The following is a 26,821-nucleotide window of genomic DNA, read 5'->3' as shown; positions in this document are numbered from 1 at the left end:
CATGATTGGAGTAGTAGGCTTGAGTCATAAATCGGCTCCTGTAAATATTCGCGAGAAATTCTCCTTTACCAAAGAAGAATATACCGATTTATCTAAAACAATATTGAAAAGTCAGCACATTACCGAGCTGGTTGTCATCTCGACTTGCAATCGCACCGAGTTGTATTTTGCAGCGGAGGATTGTTGTTATTCCGGTGCCTTTCATATTCTATTTCAATATTTGAAATCTTCTGTATATGAAAAAGAAAATATTGAAGCCCATTTTTATCAGATGGAGAGTAAGCAGGCGATTAATCATTTATTCCGGGTTGTTTCCGGACTTGATTCAATGGTTTTAGGAGAATATCAAATTGTCTCTCAAATCAAAGAAGCAATTAATCACGCTGAAGAAATTGGTTCTGCCGGTAAAATATTAAAAAGACTCTTTCATAAAGCACTGGAAACAGGGAAACACGTTCGAACTAAAACAGGAATCAGTAATGGTGGATTTTCGGTGAGTTATGCTGCCGTTGAAAAATGCAACGACATTTTTGATCATCTTCCAGACAAAAACATACTCTTAGTTGGAGCTGGTGAAACTGGCGAGTTGGTTATTAAAAACATGTACAAAAAAGGCTGCCAAAACATTGTTGTCACAAATCGCACAAAATCAAAAGCTGATGAGCTGGCTGCAAGGTATGGAGGACAAACACTTGATTTTTCAAAGCTACAGGAAGGTATTGAACAAGCAGATATTATCGTGAGTTCCATTCGTTGCAAAGAGCCTCTCATCACCCTAAATAATCTCACCATCAAAAATTCTGACAAACAAAGTATTTTTATTGACCTCGGTGTTCCCAGAAACATTGATCCCCAAGTTGAAGAATTGGATCAGGTCCGCTTATTCAATGTAGATGATCTGGAAGAAGTGGTCAACAAGAATATGGAGAAAAAGAAAAGCTATTTGGAAACTGCTGAAAAGATTATCTTAAAAAAACATACTGAATTCTCCGATTGGTTGAGCACTCAAAATTTATCTCCGGTAATCAAAAATATGATCTCAGAAGTCAATGAGATCAATCACACAGAACTTGCTGTATTTAAAAAATTCCATAACGAAGAAGAATATCAAAATATGGAAAAATACGGTAAGCATATCGCTGAAAAAATTGTAAATTCAATGATTAAAAATTTGAAGACCGTCAGCGATAATGGCCGAAAAACTGAGTATATCAAAGTAATCAACGATCTTTTTTCTCCAGCAAATGAGTAAACAAATTGTAACTATCGGAACCAGAGGTAGCAGACTGGCTCTTTGGCAATCCGAAACGGTTAAAGCCGAACTGGAAAAGGCACACCCACACATTCAGGTTAAAATTGAAATAATAAAAACAAAAGGCGATAAAATTCTCGATGTTTCCCTTTCAAAAATTGGAGACAAAGGTCTTTTCACCAAAGAAATAGAACAAGTTTTATTGGATGAATCTGTGGACTTAGCAGTACACAGTTTAAAAGATTTGCCAACCGAACTACCCGAAGGTTTAATCATTGGAGGCATGCTGCCCCGAGCTGAAGTTCGCGATGTTTTTATTTCGAAAGATGGACGTAAACTATCTGAATTCACGGCGAACGACAAAATTGCCACTTCCAGCCTGCGACGAAAATCCCAGTTACTTGCTTACAATCCGTCATTAACGATCGTTGACATCCGCGGAAACGTGGATACCCGCATCAAAAAAATGAACGATGGACATTGTGATGCGTTGGTAATGGCCGGTGCAGGAATCATGAGACTTGGCTATACAGAAGTGATCACTGAATTACTTGATCCAGAAATACTCATGCCGGCAGTTAGCCAGGGAGCAATTGCCATTGAGATTCGACAAGATGATGAGACCATTCAAGAAATACTGGATAAAATTACAGACGAGGAAACCCAAATTGTCACAATGGCTGAAAGGGCCTTGTTAAGGCATTTAGAGGGCGGTTGTCAGGTTCCTGTAGCCTGTTTTTCTCAAGTAAATAAAGATCAATATAAAATGACTGGAATGGTAGCCAGTATTGATGGCAGCCGGATAATAAAAAAAGAAATTAGTGCTCCTTTGCAAGAAGCTTCAGAGGCAGCAATTGAATTGGCGCAGTCCATCCTGGAAGATGGAGGCAAAGAAATTTTGGATGAAATCCGTTCGATCTAAAATCCATGCAATCAAAAAAGGCAGGTAACATATTAAAAGACAAAGTGATTATCACCACCTATCCTGAAAGAACGAATGATGAATTAAAAGAAATTCTTTCAAGCAAGGGAGCTACGGTTTTGTCTATGCCTGCTATTGAAATTTCACCCCTCTCCTTTCAACTTGAAAATGCCAGTGGATACGATTGGTTTGTCTTCACCAGTAAAAATGCCATTAAACCATTTGTTACACAAGTATCTGTCGAGAATAAAAAGCTAGCTGCATTGGGTGCGAAAACGGCAGAAAAGCTAGTAGAATATAACCTACAGCCAACATTTATCGGCTCAGGGAAATCGGCAGCTGATTTTGCCATCGAATTTCAACATCAAGTTGAGCAAAATGAGAAAATCTTATTAGTACTTGGAAGTCTGGCTCCAGATACGCTTCAAAATGCTTTTAGCAAGAAATTTGTCACTGATCGGATCAATGTCTACCAAACTTCTTTAAAGAAAACGGTGGATGAAACAATACTAAGCCGAATAAAAGAAGATCAATATGATTTAATTGTGGTCACCAGTCCATCAGCAGTTCAATCAACTATTCAATTGCTAAATTCAAGCCCTCAAAATCTACGTTTCGTATGCATAGGAAAAATAACAGACTCAGCCATTAAGGGATATGGTTTTGAGGCCTGCCTGACTTCGGAAACACCAAGCTATGAATCAATAGCAGAGGCTATAATAGAATATTTCAACACAAAAAATAACCAATAAAACATCGATATGAGTTTTCCAATCACGCGCTTAAGAAGACTACGAAAAACAGCCACTATACGCAACATGGTTCGCGAAACCGAGGTGAACCGCGACGATCTGATCATGCCTTATTTTGTCATTTCAGGTGAAAATATAAGCAATCCCATCAAATCCATGCCAGGCAACTATCAACTTTCCATCGATTTACTGGTGAAGGAAGTAAAAGATTTAGTTGAACGCACCGGAGTGGATAAAATCCTGCTTTTTGGTATTCCTTCAGAAAAAGATGAAACAGGAGAAATTGCTTGTCAGCATGATGCTATTGTACCACAAGCTATTCGTGCTATCAAAGCAGAAATTCCTGAAGTGATGATAGTCGCTGATGTTTGCAACTGCGAATATACTTCGCACGGACATTGCGGAACCATTGTGGATGGAGATGTTGAAAACGACAGTACCCTGAAAACATTGGCTGCTCAATCCGTCACATTGGCAAAAGCCGGTGCCGACATTATTGCTCCCAGCGATATGATGGATGGGCGTGTTGCTGCGATTCGTGCTGCTTTGGATGAAAATGGATTTTATAACACTCCAATTATGGCGTATTCGGCAAAATATGCCTCTGGTTTTTACGGACCATTTCGAGATGCAGCCGAAAGTGCTCCAAAGTTTGGTGATCGCAGTACTTACCAGATGGATCCTGCAAATGGAGATGAAGCTTTGCGTGAAGTGGAAGCCGATTTGGAGGAAGGTGCCGACATGGTGATGGTAAAGCCAGCCTTAAGTTATATGGATATCATCAACCGGGTAAAATCTACCTATAATGTGCCGGTGGTTGCCTATAATGTGAGTGGCGAATTCTCCATGGTCAAAGCAGCAGCAGCGAATGGCTGGATCGATGAACAGCGACTGATCAAAGAAATCCTGACCTCATTGAAACGTGCAGGAGCCGACATAATTATCACCTACCACGCCAAAGAGTTTGTTTTGAGTGAACTGGAAAAAGGGAATAGAGTATAAAGCTGGAGGTTGGGAGCTCAAAGCCTGAACTTAAGTTTTTAAAGAATTTAGAAATTGAAATCTGAACTATGAAATACAACAATAGCATAAAAGCATTTGACAAAGCAAAACAGTTGATTCCAGGCGGCGTAAATTCGCCTGTTCGTGCCTTTAAGAGCGTTGACGCCGATCCGGTTTTTATTGCAAAAGCAAAGGGAGCCAAGGTTTGGGATATTGATGGAAATGAATACCTCGACTTTGTGTCGTCATGGGGACCGCTGATTTTAGGACATGCCAATGATGAAATCGTTAAAGCGGTGCAAGAAGCTGCCTGTCTGGGAACAAGTTATGGGGCTCCTACCCTCATCGAAAATGAGATGGCCGAGTTAATAACCAGCATGGTTCCCTCTGTAGATAAAGTAAGAATGGTGAATTCCGGAACTGAAGCTACCATGAGTGCGTTACGTTTAGCACGTGGCTATACCGGACGTGATTTGGTGGTTAAATTCGCTGGCTGCTATCATGGCCATGCTGACAGCTTCTTGATTAAAGCTGGTTCTGGTGCCATCACCCTAAGTTTACCTGACAGTCCCGGTGTAACAAAAGCGACTGCAAAAGATACCTTAACAGCTGACTACAACAACCTTGAATCTGTTGAAGCACTTTTCAAAGAGCATGGTGAAGATATTGCTGCGATCATTTTAGAACCTGTTGCGGGAAATATGGGTGTGGTATTGCCTGAGGAAGGCTTTTTGAAAGGATTGAAAAAAATTACTCAACAATACGGTGCACTGCTCATTTTTGATGAAGTAATTACCGGATTCCGTTTATCGGCTGGAGGCGCCCAGCAAGTGTTTGGAGTTAAACCGGACCTAACTACGCTTGGAAAAATCATTGGTGGTGGTTTACCTGTCGGCGCTTATGGTGGTCGCAAAGAAATCATGGATAAGCTGGCTCCAAACGGTCCTGTTTACCAGGCAGGAACGCTTTCCGGTAATCCTTTGGCGATGGCTGCCGGAAAAGTAATGCTGAGTACCTTAAAAGATAATCCTGCTATTTATGCAGAACTGGAACGTAAAGCTGCCATGTTGGAAGCCGGACTGAAAAGTAATCTTGATAAAACCGGAATTCCCGGGGTGATCAATCGGATTGGCTCCATGATGACTTTGTTCTTCACCGAAAATGAAGTGATTAAAAGCTTTGAGGATGCAATGAGCTCGGACACCGGACGCTATGCAAACTATTTCAAGAAATCATTGGAAAGTGGTATCTATTTAGCACCGTCCCAGTTTGAATGTCTGTTTGTTTCGGATGCACATACTGATGAAGATATTGAAACCATCATTGCAGCAAACGAAGAAGCGCTGGCAAGCCTTTAGCCGGATGAAATGATTAATGTTCAATGATCAATGAATTAAATTTACTGATCATTGAATCCATATAATTGAGAATTGAAAATTATTAATTGAACATTTATACTAATGGACTCCATATTCTTAGATACTCTTCAAGGAAAAAAGACAGAGCGACCACCAGTTTGGTTTATGCGGCAGGCCGGACGCGTATTGCCCAATTACAATAAGCTGAAAGAAAAATACACTTTTCGCGAGTTGATGGACGATGCCAAATTGGCTGCAGAAGTAACCATCATGCCGATTCACGATTTGGGTGTGGATGCTGCCATCCTGTTTTCCGACATTCTGGTGATCCCCAATGCAATGGGTATGGAGCTGGATTTCACCGATCATGGGCCGGTATTCAACAAACCTCTGAAAGGCTTAAGCAATCCTGCAGATCATCTGAATCCGGATCCATCGAAACTGGAATACATCTACGCTGCTATTGACGAAATTATCAAACAACGGCCTGCCAATATCCCATTGATTGGCTTTTGCGGCGCCCCGTTAACCACCATGTGTTACATGCTGCAGGGAATCAGCTCTAATCCTAATTTTCCCGATGCAATCAAATTTTTGTTTCAACATAAAAAAGAAGCAAAGCGTATTATTGATGCGATTGCAGACTTATCAGTAATCTATGCATTAGAGCAAATCAAGCACGGGATTAGTGCATTCCAACTGTTCGAAACACATGCCAATCTTATTCCTGTTGAATTGTATAATGAACTGTTTATGCCTGTCGTTAAAAAAATCAGCCAGGCAGTTCGGGAAACGGGAACACCCTTTATTTTCTTCCCCAAAGGAATTGGCACCGGATTAAAATATGTAACTCCGGAGATTGCCGATTTTGTAAGCATTGATTGGCAAATGCCGATTGAAGACGCTCGCGAAATTGTGCATCCGGAAGTTGGTTTGCAGGGCAACCTCGACCCACGTCACCTGTATGCCTCCAAAGAGGAAATTGCACTTGAGCTGGAAAAGTACAAACCTTTCTTTCATAAAAACAGCAAGTGGATTTTCAACCTGGGACACGGATTCCTACCCGACATTCCATATGAAAATGCTAAATTTGTAGTGGACTGGATCAAAAGCACGAACTGGTCTGAATAAACCACCAATACTTAATGAAACCTATGATGAAGCCATTTATCCTAAGCCTGTCACTACTAATCGTCTGTTTTGCCTGTAATCAAACCGGTAAAAAGAATACAGAATTACCACGAATTGCCATTGCAGGAATAGCCATTGAGTCAAGCACTTTTTCTCCGGCACAAACGAATGAAGAAGCGTTTCATGGCCAAACTGGTAACGACATCTTTTCGTATTACCCGTTTTTTGCTACAGACTCCATCAACCGCAAACGAGCAAACTGGTTTCCTACATTCAAAGGGAAAGCCATTCCCGGCGGTATTGTGACGCGTGAGGCATACGAATCAATGGTCAGCAAAACCCTAAGCATGCTGAGGGAAAATCTTCCTTACGATGGTTTGTTTTTTGACATTCATGGAGCAATGAGTGTGGTTGGACTAGACGATCCGGAAGGAGATTTGATAATCCGTATTCGGGAAGTTGTGGGCAAGGAAATCCTCATCTCCACCTGTATGGATTTACACGGAAATGTATCTCGGAGATTGGCTGAGAATACCGACCTAATGACCTGCTACCGAATGGCGCCACACGAAGATTATATGATTTCCAAAAAACGGGCGGTGGACAACCTGCTCGAACGATTGGAAAGCGGCAAGGGCAAACCTACCTACAAAGCATGGATTCCGGTTCCGATTTTATTGCCTGGCGAAAAAACCAGCACCCGTATTGAGCCGGGAAAAAGTTTATATGCCAAAGTAGCTCCTATTGCTGATCAGGAAGGGATTGTTGATGCCGCCATTTGGGTTGGCTATGCGTGGGCAGACGAACCTCGCAACCAGGCAGTGGTAATGGTTGTGGGTGATGACAAGGAAAAAGTTACCCAGTCGGCAGAGGAACTGGCACAAAGTTTTTGGGACGTTCGCAATGAATTTGAATTTGTTGCTCCGGTTGCATCTCTTCAAGCTTGTTTGGATATGGCAATTGCTAGTAAAGAACATCCTTTTATTATTAGTGATACCGGTGACAACCCCACTGCCGGAGGTGCTGGCGATGTAACCTGGACGCTGCATAAAATTCTGGAGCGCCCCGAGTTTAAGGAAGCTAATGGGCCTTCGCTTATTTATGCGTCATTGCCCGGGCCTGAGTTTGTAGCCAAAGCCATTGAAATTGGCATAGGTGGAAAAATAGAAGCAGAGGCCGGAGCACGGGTTGATAACCGCTACGCCCCTCCTGTAAAAATAAGTGGCACCATTGAGAACATAGTACAAGGCGACCGTGATGCCGAAACCGAAGTTGTGGTGAAATCGGGAAGCGTTCTAATCATTGTCACCAAGAAAAGGAAGCCATACCACTACGAGAAAGATTTTACCGACCTGGGATTAAACCCACACCAAACCGATATTGTGATGGTGAAAATTGGCTATCTGGTTCCCGAACTTTACAACATGCGCAAAGGCTGGATAATGGCACTCACCCCGGGAGGCGTCGATCAGGATTTGGAACGCCTACCATACAAACGTATCCAACGCCCCATGTTCCCGCTTGATAAAGAAATGGAAACACCAGACCTAAGTGCCCGACTCGTGTCGCTGTCGAATGAAATTTAAGATAAGCTTGATTTAAAAATTATCCCTAAGGAGAACCCGTTTTTAACCAACAAAAACGAAGTTGTACCAGACGATTTCCGGTTTGACTTGCATTAACTGCAGGTTTGGGAGCACAATAACTCGTTTATTTTACTCAAAAACCCATTTTATTCTGATGAAAACCGGTTTTACGAGCACTAAAACCAGTTTTTTTCTCATAAAAACGTCGTCGTAATGCGAGCGGAGCACGTTTTTGCCTAAATAAAATGAGTCGGAGAGTAAATAATACAGGTTGATCTGAAAGTAAAACCGATTTGCGCCTTAAGGGACGATGTTTCTCTGCTCACGAAGTAGGTTTTTAAGTGAATGGTGACGTTTTCTGATATAGTTTGACAGATTTATACTTAATTAATCACCGGATTGTTCTTTATCCGCTTAGCCGTTTATCGACTTAGCGGATTTCACATTCACATAAAACTATACTACATAATAAATGATTAAGTTTTAATTACTAACTTGTGAACTTAATTTCAAAATCTACAGATGCCCCTAATCGATGCAATTAAAATATTAGTTACAAAAGGTATACATACTACACTAAAAATGGAAATATTAAATACCTATGGCTGATATATAAATTAGTTGGCAACAAGCTTAAAAACGCCAGACAACAAAAAAATTAAATGATAATATAATGTTACATAAACTAGGATTTAAAAATTATAAGGCCTATGATAATGGCGAATTGGATTTAAAACCAATAACGATATTACTTGGCGCAAACAGCTCTGGGAAAAGTAGTATTCTTCAATTAATACTAATGATGGAGCAAACTTTAAATAATGAAAAAGGATATGAATCTGCATTAAAGCTAAACGGGAAATACACAAGTTTAGGTGAAATAGAGAATATTTTCAAAAATAGAATTACTAAAAACCCTATTACACTTTCATTTGGTCTTGACCCCAAAAGATATTTTATGCATCTGCATGAAATAAGACGATTAAAAAGAAACATAGAAAGTGAAATTTTCGATTTGTATTATAAATATAGACGCTTTGAGCAGTTTTCTGAAAAATCAGTAAAGGAATTTAGAAAGAGTATATCTCGTTCTGATTTAGAAGACGCAACTTTTGACGATTTCGTAAAAGTAATATCTGAAATTAAAAGAATAAAAAGAAAACTTTCAAAAATTGATTTTTCAGAATCTCCTCTTTTGGAAGAGGATTTGGCTCCAAACAATTTATTCAACAAAAGAATATCAGCGAGTCAAAAGGACTTAAAAAACTTACTTGAAACAGAAATCAATGAATATTATGACTCGTATTTATTAGTCGTAGCGATTACTTCATTTAATTTAAGAAATGTTCAAGTTGAATATGACATAAATTATTCAGCTAAAAATAAAAACCTTTTTGTTTCACGGTTTTCTGTTCAAACAGAGGATAAAACATTGATAGAATATGAAATTCAGAAAAATAAGGGACACAATAAACATATTATCAATAGTGATGTATTAGAAGCAAAATTGCTTAATAAATACCGTATTAAGTTTGGGAAAAAAGTTGTTTTTGATTCTTTGAGTTTAGTAAGTAAGGAAGAAGCAAATATTGAAATAAGAAGGTTTCGAAGTACATTTATTGAGAATGAACAATTTTGTTCCACCTTATTGAGGATTTTAAATACTTTTTCCATAATGCTTAATCGAGCATTTGACTCAAGTAGAATTAATTATATCAGTCCTTTACGAGCATTTCCTAAAAGATATTATTTCCTAGATGAATCTAATGTTTCAAGTTCCTTAGACTCCATTGATGGAGATAATTTAACTGAAGTTCTTAAAAAGGAAAAAGATGTTATTCTCCAAGTTAATAAGTGGTTTAAGGAATTTGGATTGACAATTAGTATCGAAGATGTAAAAGAAGTAATTCACAGGTTAAAAGTTAATCAAAATGGCCTAAATTTAGATATTACAGATGTTGGATTTGGCATTTCTCAAGTACTTCCAATAATAGTACAAGGCTTTTTATCTAAAGACAATTCTTTGACCATAATTGAACAACCCGAAATACACTTACATCCGAGAATGCAAGCTGAATTAGCAGACCTTTTTATTGATGTCGTAAAATCAACAAAAAGTAGAGAAGGCAAAGTGTTACTTATAGAAACACATAGTGAATCAATACTGAAAAGATTAAGGCGTAGAATTGCAGAAGGAAAGATTAGTCATGAGGAGGTTGCTATTTATTTTGTGAGAGGAAGACAAAAAAAATCTACTAGTTCAACTATTGAAAGGATAGAAATTTCTGAATCAGGAGCATTTGATTGGCCATTAGAATTTTATTCAACTGATTATGACGATACAACCGAATTCTTAAAGTATCAATAATATGGCTGACTATACAATTTGTCCAAAATTTATAGAACAGGCTAGTATTAATAAAAACTTACTATACGATGTTCTTTGGGTTTTTCTCCCTAATAATTCAAAAAGAATTTGTGTTGATACAAATGAAGTAATAATTGATGAATATAATAAAACGGTAAAAAACGATAAAGAGTTATTAGACTGGTATCGATTCTTAACTATGAGAAGAGAACTAAATATTGCAAAAACCGAGATTGATAAAAATGATGAGCCATTGCAATTAAATATTTGTAGAAACTCCTTAGATAAGTTGTTAATTTCGGATTGCAGGTCTCATTATAATAGTTATTCAGAAATAATAAATAAAGCTGGAATTAAAGTCTTAGATAAAAATTTAGCTGCTGTTCACCTGAATTATGGAGGAATAGATTTTCCTTTAAATACAACCAACAGTAAACTAAAGATTACAGAGGAAAACGTTTTTTCTGTTGTTAAAGATATTTGTCAAGAGTTCAAAGACCTTATTGAGAATAAAGGTATGTTTAAACTATTAGTGAATAAGGCAGGGGAAAGAGTTCCTGAAAAAACAGCTCAATTATTATTCTTTGGAGTAGCTTATTCCTATTGTTCAGCTAATGACTTGAAACTAAGTCCTGAAGTAGATTCGGGGAATGGACCAGTAGATTTCAATCTATCACAAGGATTCAAAGCTAACATTAATGTTGAAATGAAAATTGCGGATAATAAAAAACTAGAGAAAGGCTTATGGTCGCAATTAGAAATATATAATCGAGCAGAGAATTCCTACAAAAGCATATACCTAATAGTTAAATATGATGATTTATATGATAAAAAGATTGCGCAATTGGAAAGAGTCTTGATTTACAGAAAAGGACGTGGCGAAAATCTTCCTGAGTTAGTAATAGTTGATTCCACTTTCAAAGAATCAGCAAGTACAAGATAAAAGCCAGTTGCCAACAAAGATGTATATACAAAATAGGCGTAATAGCTTTAATTTCAAAGGTTGTAGTCCGCTTCAATTTTTTAACGGGTTGACAGCTTTGAAGCCCACAATCGCCAACTTTGCATATACGTCAACGTATACAATATAAAGCCCCGGGCAATCCGGGGCTTTATTTTCACTACTTTTTATACGGACTTTTCTTTACTTCTTTCACCATTTTGGAAAATGATTTCTCGTGCTTTCGCTTTTCATGAACGGAAGTGGTAAAATGCCAGGCTTCCTTACGAAGCTTTAGGTAATTCTCATACACACCTTGATCAATCTCTCCGCTTTCTACCGCTTGAATCACGGCACAACCTTTTTCATTGATATGTTGACAATCCTTAAAACGGCATTGGCCTTCAAAGCTGCTAATATCTAACACTTCTGACAGTGAATCTGCATCATCATTGGTAACTCCAAAAACTTTAACTCCCGGAGTGTCAATCAGGATACCTGCCCCTTCGAGTAAAATCATTTCCCTACGGGTGGTGGTATGTCTCCCCTTCCCGGTTGAGTTGCTAATAGCAGCTGTTGCCAGAATTTCCTTTTGGCACAACACATTAATTAAAGTGCTCTTCCCTACTCCCGAAGAGCCGGTAAACACAACTGTTTCACCGGGTGCTATCTGTTTGCGAAGCAGTTCAATACTATCCGGTAATTGAATGCTGGTATAGAAAACCGGAATTTTACCAGTCAGGTGTTTCAAGGCATTTTCTACTTCGTCTTTATTAAACCCCAGGTCTGTTTTTGTAAGCACCAGCAATGGCTGTATTTTTTCATCGGCAAGCTGCAATAGATGGCGTTCAATCCGACGCACATTGAAATTAGCATCCAAACTTTGCACAATAAATGCTTTGTCAACGTGAGAGGCAATCGCCTGCTTTTCCGACACGGCCCCACTCTTTAAGCGGTAAAGTGTCTTTTGTCGGGGGATCAAATAGTGAATAATCCCTTTATCGGCATCCATTGGCTGAAAAAGCACCCAATCTCCCGTGCATGGATAGTCAGCATGTTCTCTTCCATAGAGCATATTTCCGGTAAGTTCACAAGTATAAAGCCCTTCTTCCGAAATGACCTCGTAGCACGTTTTATGAGAGACAGTCACTCGCCCAGGCAAAAAATCGCGATAAACAGATGTTTGTTTTTGTTGTAACAACGATTCGTTCCAACCATATGATTTTAAAATATTCATTTGCTTTAATCTAAATTTTAGCGGAAAGATTGGCTTCAAAAGCACAATCCTTCCTTTTTTATTAAATCTTCTTTCCTATATAGAATACATAACCGTAGAATTCTTTGTACTTATGGTACAGATTTGTTTCATAGCGTTGGTTCGCAATAAACTCTTCGGCTTGTATATTGCCTGCATGCTTCTCCAGGAAGTTTTCCTGCGCCACTACTTGCGGTGCATAAAAATGTTCTGTCCAACAATTTTCGGGCAATATAAAAGTAGCTACAGGAATATATCCGGCATTTTGCATTTGCATCACTTTATTCGGGATGGTGTCAATCCCCTGATAGGCATCCTGCCAAAATGCTTCGATCTCGGCTGGCCGTTCATCTGTAAACCATGACACCTCCGATACAGCAATATAACCGCCAGTCTTCAAAAATTTCCGCCACTCATTTAGCCCACGTTCAAATCCGATGTTATAAATAGCCCCTTCCGACCAAATCAAATCTAATTCTTCATTCCCAAACGGTAGTTGATCCATCGATCCGACAATTCCTTTCACTCGATCTTGAAGGTTGAATCGCTTTGCATCCAGATTAAACAGGTCGATAAACAGCAGAAACAAATCAATACCTGTAATCTGCCCAGGTGCATGCTTTGCCAAGACCATTGTCTGACCGCCTGTTCCACAGCCAATATCTGCTATACGTGAGTCGCTATTCAAATTGTCGATAAAACTCAATGCCTTTAGAGTTACCTCCGGGCTTCCGGGACCTTGGCGTTCTACCGTTGAAAAATATTCGCAGATTAAATCGAAATCAAACTCGTGAATGGATTTATTTTCGTTACTCATGATGTTTTTATTAATAATATTGAAGCGGATCAAATATTAAATCAGCTGTTTACAGCTTTGCATTTGCACCAAAGCATCCCAACTTTTAATTTGATCCATTGAAACCAACGCATCAGAACACCCTTTGCAAGGCTTCAATTGTTTGTAAATGTAAATACGTGAAAATAACTCCGGTAAGAATATACCTGAGTTAACGAGGGGATAACCTTGACCATCCGGCCATAGGTTATTTACTTTACCAAATCCTTCTTAATCTTAAACATCAATTAATTTTAGATAGACCAAAGGTAGACATTTTTGGTCATTAAGCGAACAGGCTTAAATAACTATGGAAATAGAAATTATAGCTTTTCAAAATACTTCACCTGTAAATAGTCAGGCATGCTTAAGGGGGTGTTGAGTACAAAAGCACCCATTAAAATGATTTTCTCTGATTTAAATTGTTCCTTAATGCGGTTGGAATGACGAACGATAAAATCATGGCTTTCATCGAACAACAAATCCAACAAGGCAATTTCAAAATCCTCTTTCGGCATTTGGTCAATTTTTGGAGCCACCATTTGCTGAATACGCGCTTGCTGGTAATCGTGAGGCAATTCATCAAAAGGCTTGGTTTTTCCCGCCAGCAAGGCTTGATATGCGCCGAATGCTGCACCACAGGAAAGTGTTTCACGCTTTTGTCCCACACGATGCACATAACCCAATTTATTTTCTCCAATACCAATGTGAGGACCAAAGAAAATAAAAGCGGTTCCATCATCCGGAATATGATCACCAAAAGCATTGAAACCGGTCTCTCCGGTAAATGGGTAGCCGGCCAGTCCACCAAGCATAAACACATGACCAAAATAATCGCGAACCCTTTCAATCACCACATTATTCAACTCGTCCGGGCAAAGCGACACAGCTGCAATTGACTTTTCTTTTTCAAGACCATACTCATTCAACATTCGCTGGTAATAATGCTCCAACACCTCATCATAAGGTGCTGATTTTGGAAAATGTGTTTTTATTTTCTTTAAAATCGTCTCCATTTATAATCGTTTTTTTATCCGGTTGAACCGAGCGCGTTTGCAATAGCATTCACACACTGAAGCAAAGCAAACAGGTATTCACCTTCATTAGTCAATTGCTGCTTTCTGCTCATTCTCCATTTTTTTAACAACTGAATTTGTGCTTCATGCAGATTTTCCAATGCTTCTGCTCGCAATATAGTAGAAAAATGATGATTTTTTCTTCTTTCCTGAATTGGACGGCGAAGCAATGTTGCCAGCATCTCCCGGGTTAAACTTAATTCTTTTCTAATTTTATTCATGATTCGCTCCCTGATCGTTTCATCTTCTAACAGAGCAGCGTATTTTTCCATAATAGTTTCATCGGTTGCAGCCAGACTTGAATCGAGGTTCGTCATCACATATCGAACAAACGGATCATATTTCACCAGCTTTAAAAGTTTCTCATAATCTGCATGATTCTGAATTTGCATTTCTTTCAATGTTGATCCAACGCCATACCAGCTGGTAATATTGAAACGCGATTGTGCCCAACTAAACACCCAGGGAATAGCACGCAAATCTTCCATTGTTCGCTTTCCGGTACGTCGGGCCGGACGTGATCCAATCTTACTGGATTCAATCACATCAATCGGTGTTGCCTCTGCAAAAAAGTGAATAAAATCCGGATCATTAATTAAATCCCGGTAATATTCCCTGCCCCGAATTCCCAACTGGTTAAAAAGTCCGGTAACCTCTTCGTTTTCCTCTGGCTGGTATTTGTGCAAGACTGTCTGCGCAGTCACACTTGCCAACATCAATTCCAGATTATAGGCAGCATTCACCTTATGAGCATATTTTCGCTCGATGGTTTCCCCTTGCTCTGTGACCCGCAATTTCCCATTGATTGCTCCATGCGGTATGGTTTTGATAAACCAATGCGAAGGGCCCGCTCCACGACTGATACTGCCTCCTGTACCATGAAAAAAGCGAATATTTACTCCGTGCTTCTTCCCTATATCTGTGAGTTGTTTTTGCGCCTCATGCAAAAACCAGGAACTCGCTAAAATGCCACCATCTTTATTGCTATCACTATAACCAATCATCACATCCTGAAGCAGCTCTTTTTGCTGATCCCGTACGCGTTGATATCTCAGACTATTCATCACAACAGGGTGACTTAGGTAATCATCGAGTATTTTCGGACTTGACTGCAAGTCTTCAATGGTTTCAAAAAGTGGAACCACCGGAAGTTTTGCCGCCAGTTGATCTTCGTATTTCAAAGTCATGCCAGCTTCCCGCATAAACAGGTAAACTGTTAGCAAATCTTCCGCATTGCGAGTCATGCTAATGATCAGCTTTCCAAGTGATCGAGTGGTATATTTATGAATGTGGTCACTAACCACCTGTAAACTTTCAACTACATTTCTGGCTTCATTACCAGTTTCAGAATGATTGACCAAAAACGGACGATTAATTTTCAATTCCTTATCCAGAAATTCACGCTTGCTTTTTAGTGAAGATGTCAGATCCAAATTATACTGTTTGCCCATCGAAGATTTCACCAGCTGCTGCAAGGCTTTCTCATGATACTCGCTGTTTTGACGAATATCCAGCTGAGCCAAATGAAACCCAAACACGTTTAATAAACGTTTGCAACGACCAACTGCAACCTGAGCAACTTCAGGAATTCCATAGTTTTCCAATTCCTGGTGAAGCAAGTTTAAATCATTAATAAGCTGGTCTGAATTCTGATAACTGTTTTCCCTATCTTCAAGCTGCAAATTATATTCCTGGCTATGTTCTATTGGTATCTTATTGAGAAGCAATAGAACGTAGGCTTTAAAAATCTCAGAGCTTTGCTCCTGAAGAATTGATTCACCCGAACGATCCGATTCATCAACCAACTGTTGAATACGATCGCGAAACTTCGGTGTTACCTGTTGGATATCTAAATAAATACTCAGCTTTTGAGCTAATGACAACAGCTCTTTTTTAACAATCATGAAAGCATGCGTCCGCAATTTCATCAAAGTCATCCGGGTAATTTCGGGACTTACCAATGGATGCCCATCACGATCCCCTCCTACCCAGTTACCAAATGACAAACCAGGGTAGAAATCAGAATCATTCAACAATTTAGTATCGAAGCCCGATTCGTTCCATGCCTGTTTCAATCGTTTATCCAATAAAATAATTACCTCAGGCAACACATCGGTAAAATAATGCAGAATATTATCCAACTCAGACTCAATCCGTGGTTTTTCAATGTAGATTTCACCTATATTCCACAATCGATGTAATATTTGCTTGATCTCATTTCGAATTTCACCCTTTTCGATGCGGGTATACATTTGATTCTCTCGTTTCACCAATAAAAGGTACAGACTACGATACTCCTGCAGCACGACTGAACGTTTGGCTTCTGTTGGATGCGCTGTTAATACAGGCTCAATCATCACTTCAGGAAGCACTTCCAAAATTTGCTTTTCAGAAAAGCCTTTCTCCTTGAGCATCTTAAAATTCGTTGCCCAAAGTCCGTTGACCTGGCTCATATCCATCTCTTCCTTTGCCCGCCTGCTTTGAACAGCACCATTCACTTCAACCAGGTTCAGCAACTGAAAACACATGGATTGCATGTGAATATAGTCGTTACTTAAAAGAATTGATTCAGGAGGAGTTCGATGCGAATTAATCCATGGAATGTAGGTTACCAGCTCATGCTTGCCACTTTCGGATAAAACTTCAGCAAAGCCATCCAAAAGATAATTCAAATCATCGTAGGGTTTTCCCAATGCATTTTTTACTTGCGTAAAAACAGAATTCATGTTCACAAATTGTTTTTTGCTGTAAATTCAGCCAACAACAATAAACAGATCAACGTCCATCCTGTTCGATAAATAGGAGAATAAATTAATAAATGTCAATCATAGAAAAAGAAAGAGCCTTTCACCCAACATGAAAAGCCCATAACAGAAAAGTTGTATTCAATCGGTTAGTTTGCACTAATTTGTCCGCGAATCTCTCCGCCACCGTACATCGTAGTGTGAACATTCACATACGTGTTTCCAGCCTTCATGGCGTCAACCAAAGCAGATAAGTCTTGTCCTGCCAGTGAACCGATTAAATCATCGGCCATTATTTCACCCATTGCCAGGATACCATTCATACTTCCACCAACTTGTTGAGGCATATAGAGCCATGCAACCGGCCCTCCGCTGCTGCCAGCAGGACCCACGTGTATATGTGAAGCCGTAACGCCTTCAATATTTGCAACAATTAACTTGTAATGTAAAGTCATACCGTCTTTGCTCAGCATAAATATGGCTTGACCGGTCGCCATCGATTCAACAGGTGGAACTTCCTGGTCAGATGTAAGATGTGCCTTAAAGGTCATGACGGGCATTTTTGCACTTTTCAGGCTAACTTCGTCCTGAACATCTACCTGAAATTCTTCCCGATCACACGCGGAAAAACCAATCAGGCTCATTACGATCATAATTAAATAGATTTTCTTCATAGTTTATTAATGTTGATATATGGATAATACATTCTATCCACAGAAATGTTTCATATTTAAGACATTTTTGTCTTATATTATACAACATCTTGTTTATCAACCAATAAATTCAAATAGGAAATGATTTTCTTGTACCTCCCAATCCGGATCAAGCCTGAATCACATGGGTGTGAGTTCCCATAATAATGACGGACGGCATCGGTGGGTCAACCGTTTGAAGAAAACGTTCTATTTCTATTAATGAGGTGGTAAATAATTGCTGATCGGGATGCCCTACCCGACTGACAATTTGAATTGGAATGTCCGCGGGCACATCTCGACCAATTAATTCTTTTGAAAGGAAAACCAGGTTCTTTAAACCCATATACACCATCACCGGAGCCTTCGTTTTTAAAACTGATGCAACGACTTCAATATCCTCAAAACCACCATTTCGTTTGTGTCCGGTGTAAAATAGGGCCATGCTGTTAACACTGCGTAAGGTAACCGGAATATGAAAGCAGGTTGCTGCTGCCAACCCCGAAGTAATTCCAGGTATAACCTCCACATTTAAACCTTCTTCCATACAAAAAGCCAATTCCTCAGCACCGCGTCCAAAAATAAACGGATCACCAGCTTTCAGGCGAACCACCTGCTTGCCCTCATTAGCAAACTTTTTAAGCTGTGTATGAATGTTATCCTGTCGCTCGGTTTGATGCTGCCCATCCTGATAATGTTTCCCCGCATAAATTTTTTCTGTATGTTCACCGGCCAGTTCCAAAATTTCCTCTCCATGCAAAGCATCATACAAAATAACATCAGCCTGCTGAATACAACGAAGGGCTTTCACCGTCAACAAATCCGGATCACCGGGTCCAGCCCCAACAATAGAAATCAGATGCGGTATGCGCATTTTCAATTTTGAGTTTATGCTATTTTTTGCTGATATATTCATAAAACTGGATAAAGGATATTTGATACTGGGTACTTGATTAATCATGTACAAACTGATTGCTGAGACTAATCACAGAAATCTACTCACGACTATTAGCTCAAAGCTAACCGCTAATAGCTAACTACTTGCCACTCCCAAATAGTCCATCGGGCTCCTAAATTTGAATTTGTAATTGAGTTTGTGAATCAGTTTACTGCTATCCACAATTTTGAAAGGCGATTTTTCTTCCGTAAAGAGAGGAGCAGCAATTCCCGAAATCAAGGAAGCCTTTTCATAAAACTCCTGTCGCGTAGGATGAACCGGACAACACGCATTGAACACTTCCCCCCAGACTTCATCATCAATAATTTTCTGAATAATCTGCAAACAATCATCCAAATGAATAAGATTTACAGGTTTATCACCAGACAAAGCTGTTTTCTTTCTGCTTAAAAAGCGAGCTGGATTGCGGTCTGCACCAATCAGGCCTCCAAACCGAAGTATGGTAGTTTGAAAATTTTTATTCTGACTCAACAGGTACTCGGATAAAACAAGCGCTTTTCCAGATGCTTTCTCTGGAAGTAAAACATCATCCTCTGTAACAAATCCATCCAACTCATTATAAACTGAAGTGGACGAAATAAATAATACCCGGGGAACTTGATGCTTTTCCAAAAACGATACCAATTGCTTTATTTGTGCCGGAAAAATGGTTTCTATAAAATCAACCCGACGAGGAGGAATAGAAACAATAACCAAGTCTGTATCAAAAAATGACTCGTCACTTAACAGCACCCTCCCTGGCTCAATAACCAAACGATACGGTTCAATTCCTGCAGCTTTCATCTTTTTCAATTTGGAACGGGTCGTCACCGAACCTTTCACCTCAAATCCGCTCTCCAACAACTGTTCTGCCAATGGGAAACCAAGCCAACCACATCCTAATATTGATATCTTCTTCATATTTTCTCTAAGCTACTAATTAAAGTCCCTGCCAACTTAAACAACACATAAAACACCTAAGTTTAGTCGATTCTTTTTGACTCAATTAAAAATCATGAATTTTACGATAATCCAATTCCGGCTCATTCAACTTTTCAGTGATCCGTCTAATTGCATATTTGATGAAAGACAATTCTTCCTCCTCTTTTGACTCCAATACTAAATTTGGAAACTCTGCCCACGCAGCCTGTGCTGTATGATTGCCATTCGCCAGGACCGGAGCATTTGGTGACGGAAAATTTCCCGAAGCCTTATACCTTTTTATGTCTGCAGGACTAAAAAATAAATAACCATCAAAAACCTCATTCAAAAGAATCTCGGCCTTAGTATTCTGATACACTTCTACAGACAACCAGTCTATTGAGTTAGCATTTAGCAACTCAGGCAACTCATTCAACGACTTATTACCACTCAGGTAAACCACCTTACTATCGTCATTCTGCTGAATAATTAATTCCGCCAAAGGCCGAGCCTTAGGAGACTCAGGACGCTGAACCCTTCTTCCACATTTAGATAAAATCTGCTCCTGCTTTTCGGACAGGCAATAAACCACATCGTTGTTGTTTGCTCCCACTTGCTTACAAAAACGTACTAACCAATGGGCGGCATATGAACTTGTCACCACCCATTTTTTGGATTCATTTCTAATTGATTCAAAAAAATCCAGATCCGGCTTCCGATAGGAAATCCGAATTAACGGATGCTCTGTAAATCTTATCTGTTCGCTTTCGAGCCATTTTCTGGTCAGCGAACTAATCCTACCTCCTATAAAAACTGCTGGTAATTCCATCTTTCTAATGTTTAAAATCTTTTCCCTCTTTAATCTCTTTGACGTATCCTTTCCTGATCACAAAATCACCAAAGCTTTCCTTTTCCAAACGATTTTCAGCAAAGTCAGCAATGATCGGACGAAGTTCATCCAAAATTTGTTCTTCAGAAAGCGTTTCCCGGTAAAGGGAATTCAAACGGGTACCGTTGAAATTCCCTCCCAGGTAAAGATTATAGTGCCCCAATGATTTGCCAATAAAAGCGATCTCGGCCAGGTATGGACGGCCACAGCCGTTGGGACAACCTGTCATGCGTATTACTATTTCTTCTTTTCGTAAGTTGTATTCGTCTAAAATATCCTCCAGTTTCGTTATCAGTTCAGGAAGGTATCGCTCAGCTTCGGCAAAAGCCAAACCACAGGTATTCAATGCCACACAGGCAATTGAATTTTGTCGCAAGCCTGATAATTGTATCGGCCAAACCGTATATTTTTTAAGGATAGCTGCCACCTTGCTTTTCTCTGCAGTATTGGCAATAATCAGGTTTTGATTACCTGTCAGGATAAATTGTGCATCCGGAACTTGTTCAGCCACTTCCCGCAAAGCAGTTTTAAGCTGCAGCTGCTCGGTGTCTTTAACACGACCACCCTCAACAAACAGGTTCAGACTCCATTTTCCATCAGTTCCTTTTTTCCACCCAAACCGATCACCATTTCGTGTAAACTGATATGGTTTCGCAGGCTCCAGTTCATATCCCAGGTACCTGTTTAATTCAGCTTTAAACCAATCCAGACCATTGTCATCGATGGTATATTTCAACCTGGCATGCTTGCGGTTAGCACGGTCGCCATTGTCCTTCTGCACCAAAACCACTTTCTCAGCCACCTCAACTGCCTGATCAGGTTTACAAAAACCAATAACATCACCCAGCCGTGGATACGTTTCCGGAATACCAAAAGTGGATCCGAACCCACCGCCCACAGATATGTTGTAACCAATTAGTTTCCCCTTTTCCTCAATAGCAATGAAACCCAAATCCTGTGAAAATACATCGGTATCATTATACGGAGGAATAACCACAGACATTTTAAACTTACGTGGCAAATAGCGATCGCCATAGATGGGTTCTACATCCTTTTTCGAATCCGCCAATAATTTCTTCTCCAGCCAAATTTCGTGATAAGCAGTTGTTTGCGGAGTTAAATGTGCCGAAATATCTTTGGCTAATTGATAAACCTCTGCATGCAATTCCGACTCTGCTGGATTTGCATGTGACATCACATTCCTGTTGACATCACCACATGCGGCAATGGTATCCATCAATGCATCGTTTATTCCCTGAATGGTTGGTTTCAGCTTGCTCTTAATTACACCATGCAGCTGAAAGGCCTGACGAGTCGTTAATTTTAAGGTTCCATTGGCATGTTCATCAGCCAACTTATCCATTTGCAACCATTGCTGTGAACTTGCAACGCCCCCGGGAAGGCGAACCCGAATTAAAAAAGAAAAGGCAGGTTCCAACTTCTGACGCTTACGCTCTTTTTCAACATCGCGGTCAAACTGCTGATAAATACCATGAAATTTAGACAGTTGAGTATCAGCATCAGCAATTGCTCCCGTTACCGGATCGGCCAGACTTTCTTCCAACGTACCACGTAAATAATTACTGTCATATTTTATTTTTTCGACTTCTGAGAGTACACTCCAATCTATTGATTCGCTCATTCTTTTGATGTTTGATTTTGGATACTTAATTCTCGATTTTTAAACTCTTTTCAATACTAATTTCTTTGCGGTGCAGGAATTGATTAACGATTTTCAAAACCAATCCTAGTGCACCTTGTCCCTTCTAATTTCTATCTCAGGTGCTTTGCCCCTGGCTATTGTTTTCATGCCCCCTCAGGGCATTCTTAAGCTTGTAGCTCATAGCTAAAAGCTCAATAAACATCCGCTTGAAAGCGCTTTTCCTTTTTGAGTTTTTTGAAATATTTTTTTGCTTTATCGGGTGTCATTCCTCCTTGAACCTGAATGATCTCCAACAAGGTAGACATCACATCTTTAGCCATGTACTTCATATCACCGCACAAGTAGAAATTAGCTCCGTTTTCCAACCATTTAAAAATCTCTTCCTGCTGCTCCTGTAAACGATGCTGCACATAAACTTTCTCTTTCTGATCTCTGGAAAACGCTAAATCGATTTTCTCGAGGAAACCCTTCTTGAGGTATTTCTGCCATTCAAGCTGATACAGGAAATCTGATGAAAAACGACGCTCTCCGAAAATCAACCAGCTGTTACCTTTTAAGTTATTTGCTTCGCGTTGCTGAATGAAAGCGCGGTAAGGTGCGATTCCGGTTCCAGCTCCAACCATAATGATTGGGTTTCCATTCTGTGGTAATCTGAAATTTGGATTTTTATCGATGTAAATCAGCAACTCTTCATCAAGCTCCACCCGATCTGCCAAAAACGTGGAACAAGCACCATAGCGCTCTCTGCCTTTATTTTCATAACGCACCCGAGAAACGGTAATATGCACCTCATCTTCAACAGCTTCCTGACTGGATGAAATACTGTACAATCTTGGAGGAAGTGGTCTTAGTATTTCAAGGAATTCTGTCGCTGTTATCTTAAAAGGAAATTCATGAAGCAGATCGAGTAGATCATGGCCATAAAGATATTGGTCCAGTTTCTCTTCATTATCAAGGATATTCAGTACATCTTCTATTCCGGTTTTATCCGCATATTTTTGAATCACATCACGGGTTAACAAAGTTATTTCGTAATGATGCTCCAAAGCTTCATTAAAAGGCAGCTTACCAATACGCGTTTCAACAACTTCACTGTCAATCACACCAAGTGATTTTACGATATCTTCAACCAATTGAGGTGGATTCTGAGCGATAACCCCCAATGCATCGCCCGGCTCATACTTAATTCCGGAACCTTCCAGCGACAACTCCAAATGATAAACTTCTTTATCTGAATCCCGACCAGTAATTCTCGTCTTATCCAGAACAGTTGCTTTAAATGGATTTTTTCTAGTGTAGACTGTTTCTGCACTTTCTGTTTTAACAACTTCAGCAACATTTACAGATGTCTTTGGCGCTAACTTTTCCAATTCTGCTGTTACTCCGTTAATCCATTGTTCAGCATCCTCCTCAAAATCAACATCACATTTTACAATTGGAAAAATTTCATTTGCTCCTGCTTTATTCAATGCTTCATCAACATCGATACCCGTTTTGCAAAACAGTTTGTAACTCTTATCTCCTAATGCCAAGACTGAATAATTCAAACCTTCTAATTTGGGGGCGCGTTTTCCGGTAATAAATTCATGAAAATCTTCAGCCATTTCCGGAGGTTCACCTTCACCATGAGTGCTCACAATTACCAACAAGTTTTTCTCTTCTTTCAACTGCTTGGCTTTATAATCGTCCATTGGATGAACCTTGCAATCAATACCTTTAGCTACGACTGCAGTACACAATTTTTTGGCAAGTCCCTCGCAACGCCCTGTATGCGTGCCATACAAAACCGTTAATGGTAATTTCTGAACCAACGTTTCGGCAACTTCATTCTTACTTTCAGAAGTGCCATTCAATCTGGCACCAGCTAATCCCTGAAAGTATCCATTCAGCCAAATCAACTGCTCCGCTTCCAATCCAAAGCTTAATTGCTCTAGCGCTTGCAGCTGTGTTTCGTTAAGTGGGTGTAACTTCAAACTCATATCTTTTTCTAATTATGGATTTTATTTTCTAAATATTCTTTGATCTCATTTCTAATGCGAATGGAGGCAAATACGTCTTTTGCATTCGAACTAACTGCAACCCTGATATCTCCATCCTGATAAATTGCCGGTGACACAAATTGGCACAAGTCGGGTTGATCATGGATATTCACCAGCACACCAGCTTCTTTCCCATCTTCAGCAATTTGCTGATCAAGTTCCGGGTTATTGGTGCAGGAGTAAAACATCAGGTAGCCCCTCAAATCAGCTTTTTCATAGTCCTTTTCCTTATATGGAATACCGCTTTGCTTAATTTCTTCGGAAACCTCCCGCGCAATCACCTCAATATTGGCATCGAACCGTTGAAGGATTTTGATTTTGCTCCAGGCTGAATGCCCACCACCGATGATCAGGATTTTCTGATCCGCTATGTTTATTGCTATGGGTAAAAAGTTCTTCATCCTATTAAATTTGATATTCGATATCTGATTCTTCAATCTTTCCAAACTTGATCTTGTTCCAGGTTCTTTCGTGGAAGTAATACAGTACCATTTTGGTAAATAATTCAACTCCTCCAATCGTAACAGCAAACTCAAGCTTACCGATTACAAGCCATGCGATCATGATAGTATCTATCGTTCCAACGGTCCTCCACGAAATGGTTTTTACAACGCTTCGGTATGCTTTTTCTCTCATCGTATTTTCGATTTTAAACCATAAAAAAAGCCCTTCTGCATGTACAGAAGGGCTTCTCTTTTATAATAAGTTTAATATTATCTCATCAACTTTTATCCTTCTGTACAAAACAATAGCTACACATACACATCATCATCATGGTAGGTGCAACATTCATCATTTTATTTACAGAAGTATTTTTATTCATTTTTCAGATATCTTTGCTTTAATCTTGGCTCAAAAATAGGAACAAGTTTTTAAAAACAAAGCAAAAGTCATGTTTATTTTTTATTAAATCTAAATAAGAATTATCAACCTGCTAATAATATGAAAGTTATGCTTGTGAAAAAATTGAAAATAATCTTCCTATTAATTGCTTTCGTTTCCCTGTTTACGCACTGTTCCCAAAATACTGCAAATGATATGTTGGAATCATACAGGGAAGAAGTAAGAATAACGGAGCTGAATTTTTCTAAAATGGCCAATGAAGAAAGCATTGGTGCTGCTTTCAATTTTTACGCGTCAGATGATGTCGTTTTAAGCAGAGGAAACCAACTTTTAAAAGGAAAGGAATCATTGTCTAAATACTTTGAGAATCCAATATGGGATTCTATAAAACTGGAGTGGTCACCAGATTTCATTGATGTTTCCAGCTCTGGAGATTTAGCATACACCTACGGAAATTACACGTTAGCTCAGCTTGATTCGATCGGACAGGAAACGAAAACAACAGGTATTTTTCATACCGTCTGGAAAAAACAGGAAAACGGTGAATGGAAATTTGTATGGGATTAATGCTTACGTAATGATGACTCGCGTATAATTAACTCAATAGGCATTTTTATTTCCTGATAGATATGGCTTGGTTTCTTACGTTCAATTTCACCAATAGTCAATTCTGCTGCCTTTACTCCCATTTCGTAAGCCGGTTGCTTAATTGTGGATATTGAGGGAGTGACCACTTCAGAAAATGGTTCGTTACTGAAACCGACAATACAGATGTCCTCAGGCACACGAATTCCTTTCTCCTTCAAATACATAATCATACTTAATGCTGATGTATCGTTACCACAAAAGACAGCATCTGGTGGATTCTCCAAAGCCAACAGTTGTTTAATCGCTGTTAGCCCATCAACGCGAGTCAGCTGATTGTAAATTATTAGTTCATCAACAATCGGTAGGTTATTATTCTTTAATGCCTCCAGGTAGCCATTCATCCTGTCGCGATAGGTATTTAAGGAAGTTGGTCCTGCCAAATGGGCAATTCGCTTACAGCCCTGATCAATCAGATGTCTCGTAGCCAAAACGCCACAATTAAAATCATCGACTAGAATCTTATGAGCTGGAAAATCTGGTGCCACACGGTCAAAAAATACCATGGGAATATTCTTATTGGCAAACAAATTAAAATGATCAAACTGATTAGTCTGCATACTTAATGAAGCAATTAATCCATCTACCCGACTTGAAAACAGCGAATGTATCACTCTGCTTTCCTTATCCAACAAATCTTTTGATTGAGAAATAATCACATTATAACCTGCTTCAAATGCAACATCTTCCACCCCACTGATAAACGTAGAGAAAAAATGTCGATTGATTAGCGGAACCACAATACCTATTGTATTGGTTTTCTGGGTTCGCAGGTTTGAAGCAATTGTGTTAGGCTGGTACCCATGTTTCAACGCAAGAGCCTTAATTTTTTCCTTTGTGGCTTTGCTAATACGCGGATTATCTTTCAGTGCCCGAGATACTGTCGACGCTGAAATATTCAACTCCTTAGCTAGATCGTGGATGGTTATTGATGTCTTCTTCATTTTTCTTTGGATACACAAATATGACAA

At 39.4% G+C, this 26,821-nt stretch carries 23 protein-coding genes; 10 read left to right on the top strand and 13 right to left on the bottom strand.

The features are described 5' to 3' along the window. Nucleotide 1: 1 nt before the first annotated feature. From hemA to ACUNWD_RS15130, 9 genes are all read left to right on the top strand, one after another. The gene (gene hemA / locus ACUNWD_RS15170; protein WP_445588680.1) at nucleotides 2-1,252 is read left to right on the top strand and encodes a glutamyl-tRNA reductase; all 1,251 of its coding nucleotides are present in this window, start codon (nucleotides 2-4) and stop codon (nucleotides 1,250-1,252) included. Beyond that, nucleotides 1,245-2,174, top strand: coding sequence for a hydroxymethylbilane synthase (gene hemC, locus ACUNWD_RS15165; protein ID WP_445588679.1), 930 nt, complete (start codon nucleotides 1,245-1,247; stop codon nucleotides 2,172-2,174). Before hemA ends, hemC begins: the two co-directional genes overlap by 8 nt. Nucleotides 2,175-2,179: 5 nt before the next feature. Then, entirely contained in the window at nucleotides 2,180-2,926 is a 747-nt protein-coding gene (locus ACUNWD_RS15160; RefSeq protein WP_445588678.1) for a uroporphyrinogen-III synthase, read from the top strand. Between the two features lie 9 nt (nucleotides 2,927-2,935). Then, a complete protein-coding gene (hemB, locus tag ACUNWD_RS15155) occupies nucleotides 2,936-3,928 on the top strand; it encodes a porphobilinogen synthase (protein ID WP_445588677.1) in 993 nt (330 codons plus the stop codon). A gap of 68 nt (nucleotides 3,929-3,996) precedes the next feature. Continuing rightward, a complete protein-coding gene (hemL, locus tag ACUNWD_RS15150) occupies nucleotides 3,997-5,286 on the top strand; it encodes a glutamate-1-semialdehyde 2,1-aminomutase (RefSeq protein WP_445588676.1) in 1,290 nt (429 codons plus the stop codon). 102 nt (nucleotides 5,287-5,388) lie between these two features. Next, nucleotides 5,389-6,417 carry a uroporphyrinogen decarboxylase gene (gene hemE, locus ACUNWD_RS15145; protein ID WP_445588675.1) on the top strand — a complete coding sequence of 343 codons (1,029 nt, stop codon included), beginning with the start codon at nucleotides 5,389-5,391 and terminating at the stop codon, nucleotides 6,415-6,417. 23 nt (nucleotides 6,418-6,440) lie between these two features. Then, nucleotides 6,441-8,003, top strand: coding sequence for a M81 family metallopeptidase (locus tag ACUNWD_RS15140; RefSeq protein WP_445588674.1), 1,563 nt, complete (start codon nucleotides 6,441-6,443; stop codon nucleotides 8,001-8,003). Nucleotides 8,004-8,676: 673 nt separating this feature from the next. Beyond that, nucleotides 8,677-10,371 carry an AAA family ATPase gene (locus ACUNWD_RS15135; protein WP_445588673.1) on the top strand — a complete coding sequence of 565 codons (1,695 nt, stop codon included), beginning with the start codon at nucleotides 8,677-8,679 and terminating at the stop codon, nucleotides 10,369-10,371. A 1-nt stretch (nucleotide 10,372) separates the two neighbouring features. After that, nucleotides 10,373-11,314 (top strand): hypothetical protein, encoded by a 942-nt coding sequence (locus tag ACUNWD_RS15130; protein WP_445588672.1) that lies wholly within the window; start codon nucleotides 10,373-10,375, stop codon nucleotides 11,312-11,314. A 178-nt stretch (nucleotides 11,315-11,492) separates the two neighbouring features. Here ACUNWD_RS15130 and rsgA read toward each other — a convergent pair whose 3' ends face one another. From rsgA to ACUNWD_RS15070, 12 genes are all read right to left on the bottom strand, one after another. After that, on the bottom strand, nucleotides 11,493-12,548 hold the full coding sequence (gene rsgA, locus ACUNWD_RS15125; protein WP_445588671.1) for a ribosome small subunit-dependent GTPase A: 1,056 nt from the start codon (nucleotides 12,546-12,548) through the stop codon (nucleotides 11,493-11,495). A 61-nt stretch (nucleotides 12,549-12,609) separates the two neighbouring features. After that, a complete protein-coding gene (locus tag ACUNWD_RS15120) occupies nucleotides 12,610-13,383 on the bottom strand; it encodes a class I SAM-dependent methyltransferase (protein WP_445588670.1) in 774 nt (257 codons plus the stop codon). A 341-nt stretch (nucleotides 13,384-13,724) separates the two neighbouring features. Continuing rightward, nucleotides 13,725-14,417 (bottom strand): hypothetical protein, encoded by a 693-nt coding sequence (locus ACUNWD_RS15115; RefSeq protein ID WP_445588669.1) that lies wholly within the window; start codon nucleotides 14,415-14,417, stop codon nucleotides 13,725-13,727. A 14-nt stretch (nucleotides 14,418-14,431) separates the two neighbouring features. Then, nucleotides 14,432-17,203 (bottom strand): phosphoenolpyruvate carboxylase, encoded by a 2,772-nt coding sequence (locus ACUNWD_RS15110; protein ID WP_445588668.1) that lies wholly within the window; start codon nucleotides 17,201-17,203, stop codon nucleotides 14,432-14,434. 167 nt (nucleotides 17,204-17,370) lie between these two features. Beyond that, nucleotides 17,371-17,895 carry a CHRD domain-containing protein gene (locus ACUNWD_RS15105; RefSeq protein WP_445588667.1) on the bottom strand — a complete coding sequence of 175 codons (525 nt, stop codon included), beginning with the start codon at nucleotides 17,893-17,895 and terminating at the stop codon, nucleotides 17,371-17,373. A gap of 148 nt (nucleotides 17,896-18,043) precedes the next feature. Continuing rightward, a complete protein-coding gene (gene cobA, locus ACUNWD_RS15100; RefSeq protein WP_445588666.1) occupies nucleotides 18,044-18,874 on the bottom strand; it encodes a uroporphyrinogen-III C-methyltransferase in 831 nt (276 codons plus the stop codon). A gap of 72 nt (nucleotides 18,875-18,946) precedes the next feature. Beyond that, on the bottom strand, nucleotides 18,947-19,771 hold the full coding sequence (locus ACUNWD_RS15095; protein WP_445588665.1) for an NAD(P)H-binding protein: 825 nt from the start codon (nucleotides 19,769-19,771) through the stop codon (nucleotides 18,947-18,949). Between the two features lie 85 nt (nucleotides 19,772-19,856). Continuing rightward, the gene (locus ACUNWD_RS15090) at nucleotides 19,857-20,600 is read right to left on the bottom strand and encodes a uroporphyrinogen-III synthase (RefSeq protein ID WP_445588664.1); all 744 of its coding nucleotides are present in this window, start codon (nucleotides 20,598-20,600) and stop codon (nucleotides 19,857-19,859) included. A gap of 4 nt (nucleotides 20,601-20,604) precedes the next feature. Further along, nucleotides 20,605-22,302: an NADPH-dependent assimilatory sulfite reductase hemoprotein subunit gene (locus tag ACUNWD_RS15085; protein ID WP_445588663.1), complete on the bottom strand. Its 1,698-nt coding sequence runs from the start codon at nucleotides 22,300-22,302 to the stop codon at nucleotides 20,605-20,607. A gap of 212 nt (nucleotides 22,303-22,514) precedes the next feature. Next, nucleotides 22,515-24,302, bottom strand: a complete 1,788-nt coding sequence (locus tag ACUNWD_RS15080) for an assimilatory sulfite reductase (NADPH) flavoprotein subunit (protein WP_445588662.1) — start codon at nucleotides 24,300-24,302, stop codon at nucleotides 22,515-22,517. 8 nt (nucleotides 24,303-24,310) lie between these two features. Continuing rightward, complete coding sequence (locus tag ACUNWD_RS15075) at nucleotides 24,311-24,763, bottom strand: precorrin-2 dehydrogenase/sirohydrochlorin ferrochelatase family protein (protein ID WP_445588661.1); 453 nt, start codon at nucleotides 24,761-24,763, stop codon at nucleotides 24,311-24,313. A gap of 4 nt (nucleotides 24,764-24,767) precedes the next feature. Then, on the bottom strand, nucleotides 24,768-24,998 hold the full coding sequence (locus tag ACUNWD_RS15070; protein WP_445588660.1) for a DUF2061 domain-containing protein: 231 nt from the start codon (nucleotides 24,996-24,998) through the stop codon (nucleotides 24,768-24,770). A gap of 321 nt (nucleotides 24,999-25,319) precedes the next feature. Here ACUNWD_RS15070 and ACUNWD_RS15065 point away from each other — a divergent pair, with 321 nt between their 5' ends. Next, on the top strand, nucleotides 25,320-25,772 hold the full coding sequence (locus ACUNWD_RS15065) for a YybH family protein (RefSeq protein WP_445588659.1): 453 nt from the start codon (nucleotides 25,320-25,322) through the stop codon (nucleotides 25,770-25,772). Here ACUNWD_RS15065 and ACUNWD_RS15060 read toward each other — a convergent pair. Continuing rightward, nucleotides 25,769-26,794, bottom strand: coding sequence for a LacI family DNA-binding transcriptional regulator (locus ACUNWD_RS15060; RefSeq protein WP_445588658.1), 1,026 nt, complete (start codon nucleotides 26,792-26,794; stop codon nucleotides 25,769-25,771). The two genes, ACUNWD_RS15065 and ACUNWD_RS15060, sit on opposite strands and share 4 nt — an antisense overlap. Between the last annotated feature and the right edge of the window lie 27 nt (nucleotides 26,795-26,821).

Source organism: Sunxiuqinia sp. A32 (genome assembly GCF_052690465.1).
This window is presented reverse-complemented; position numbering and strand designations above follow the sequence as displayed.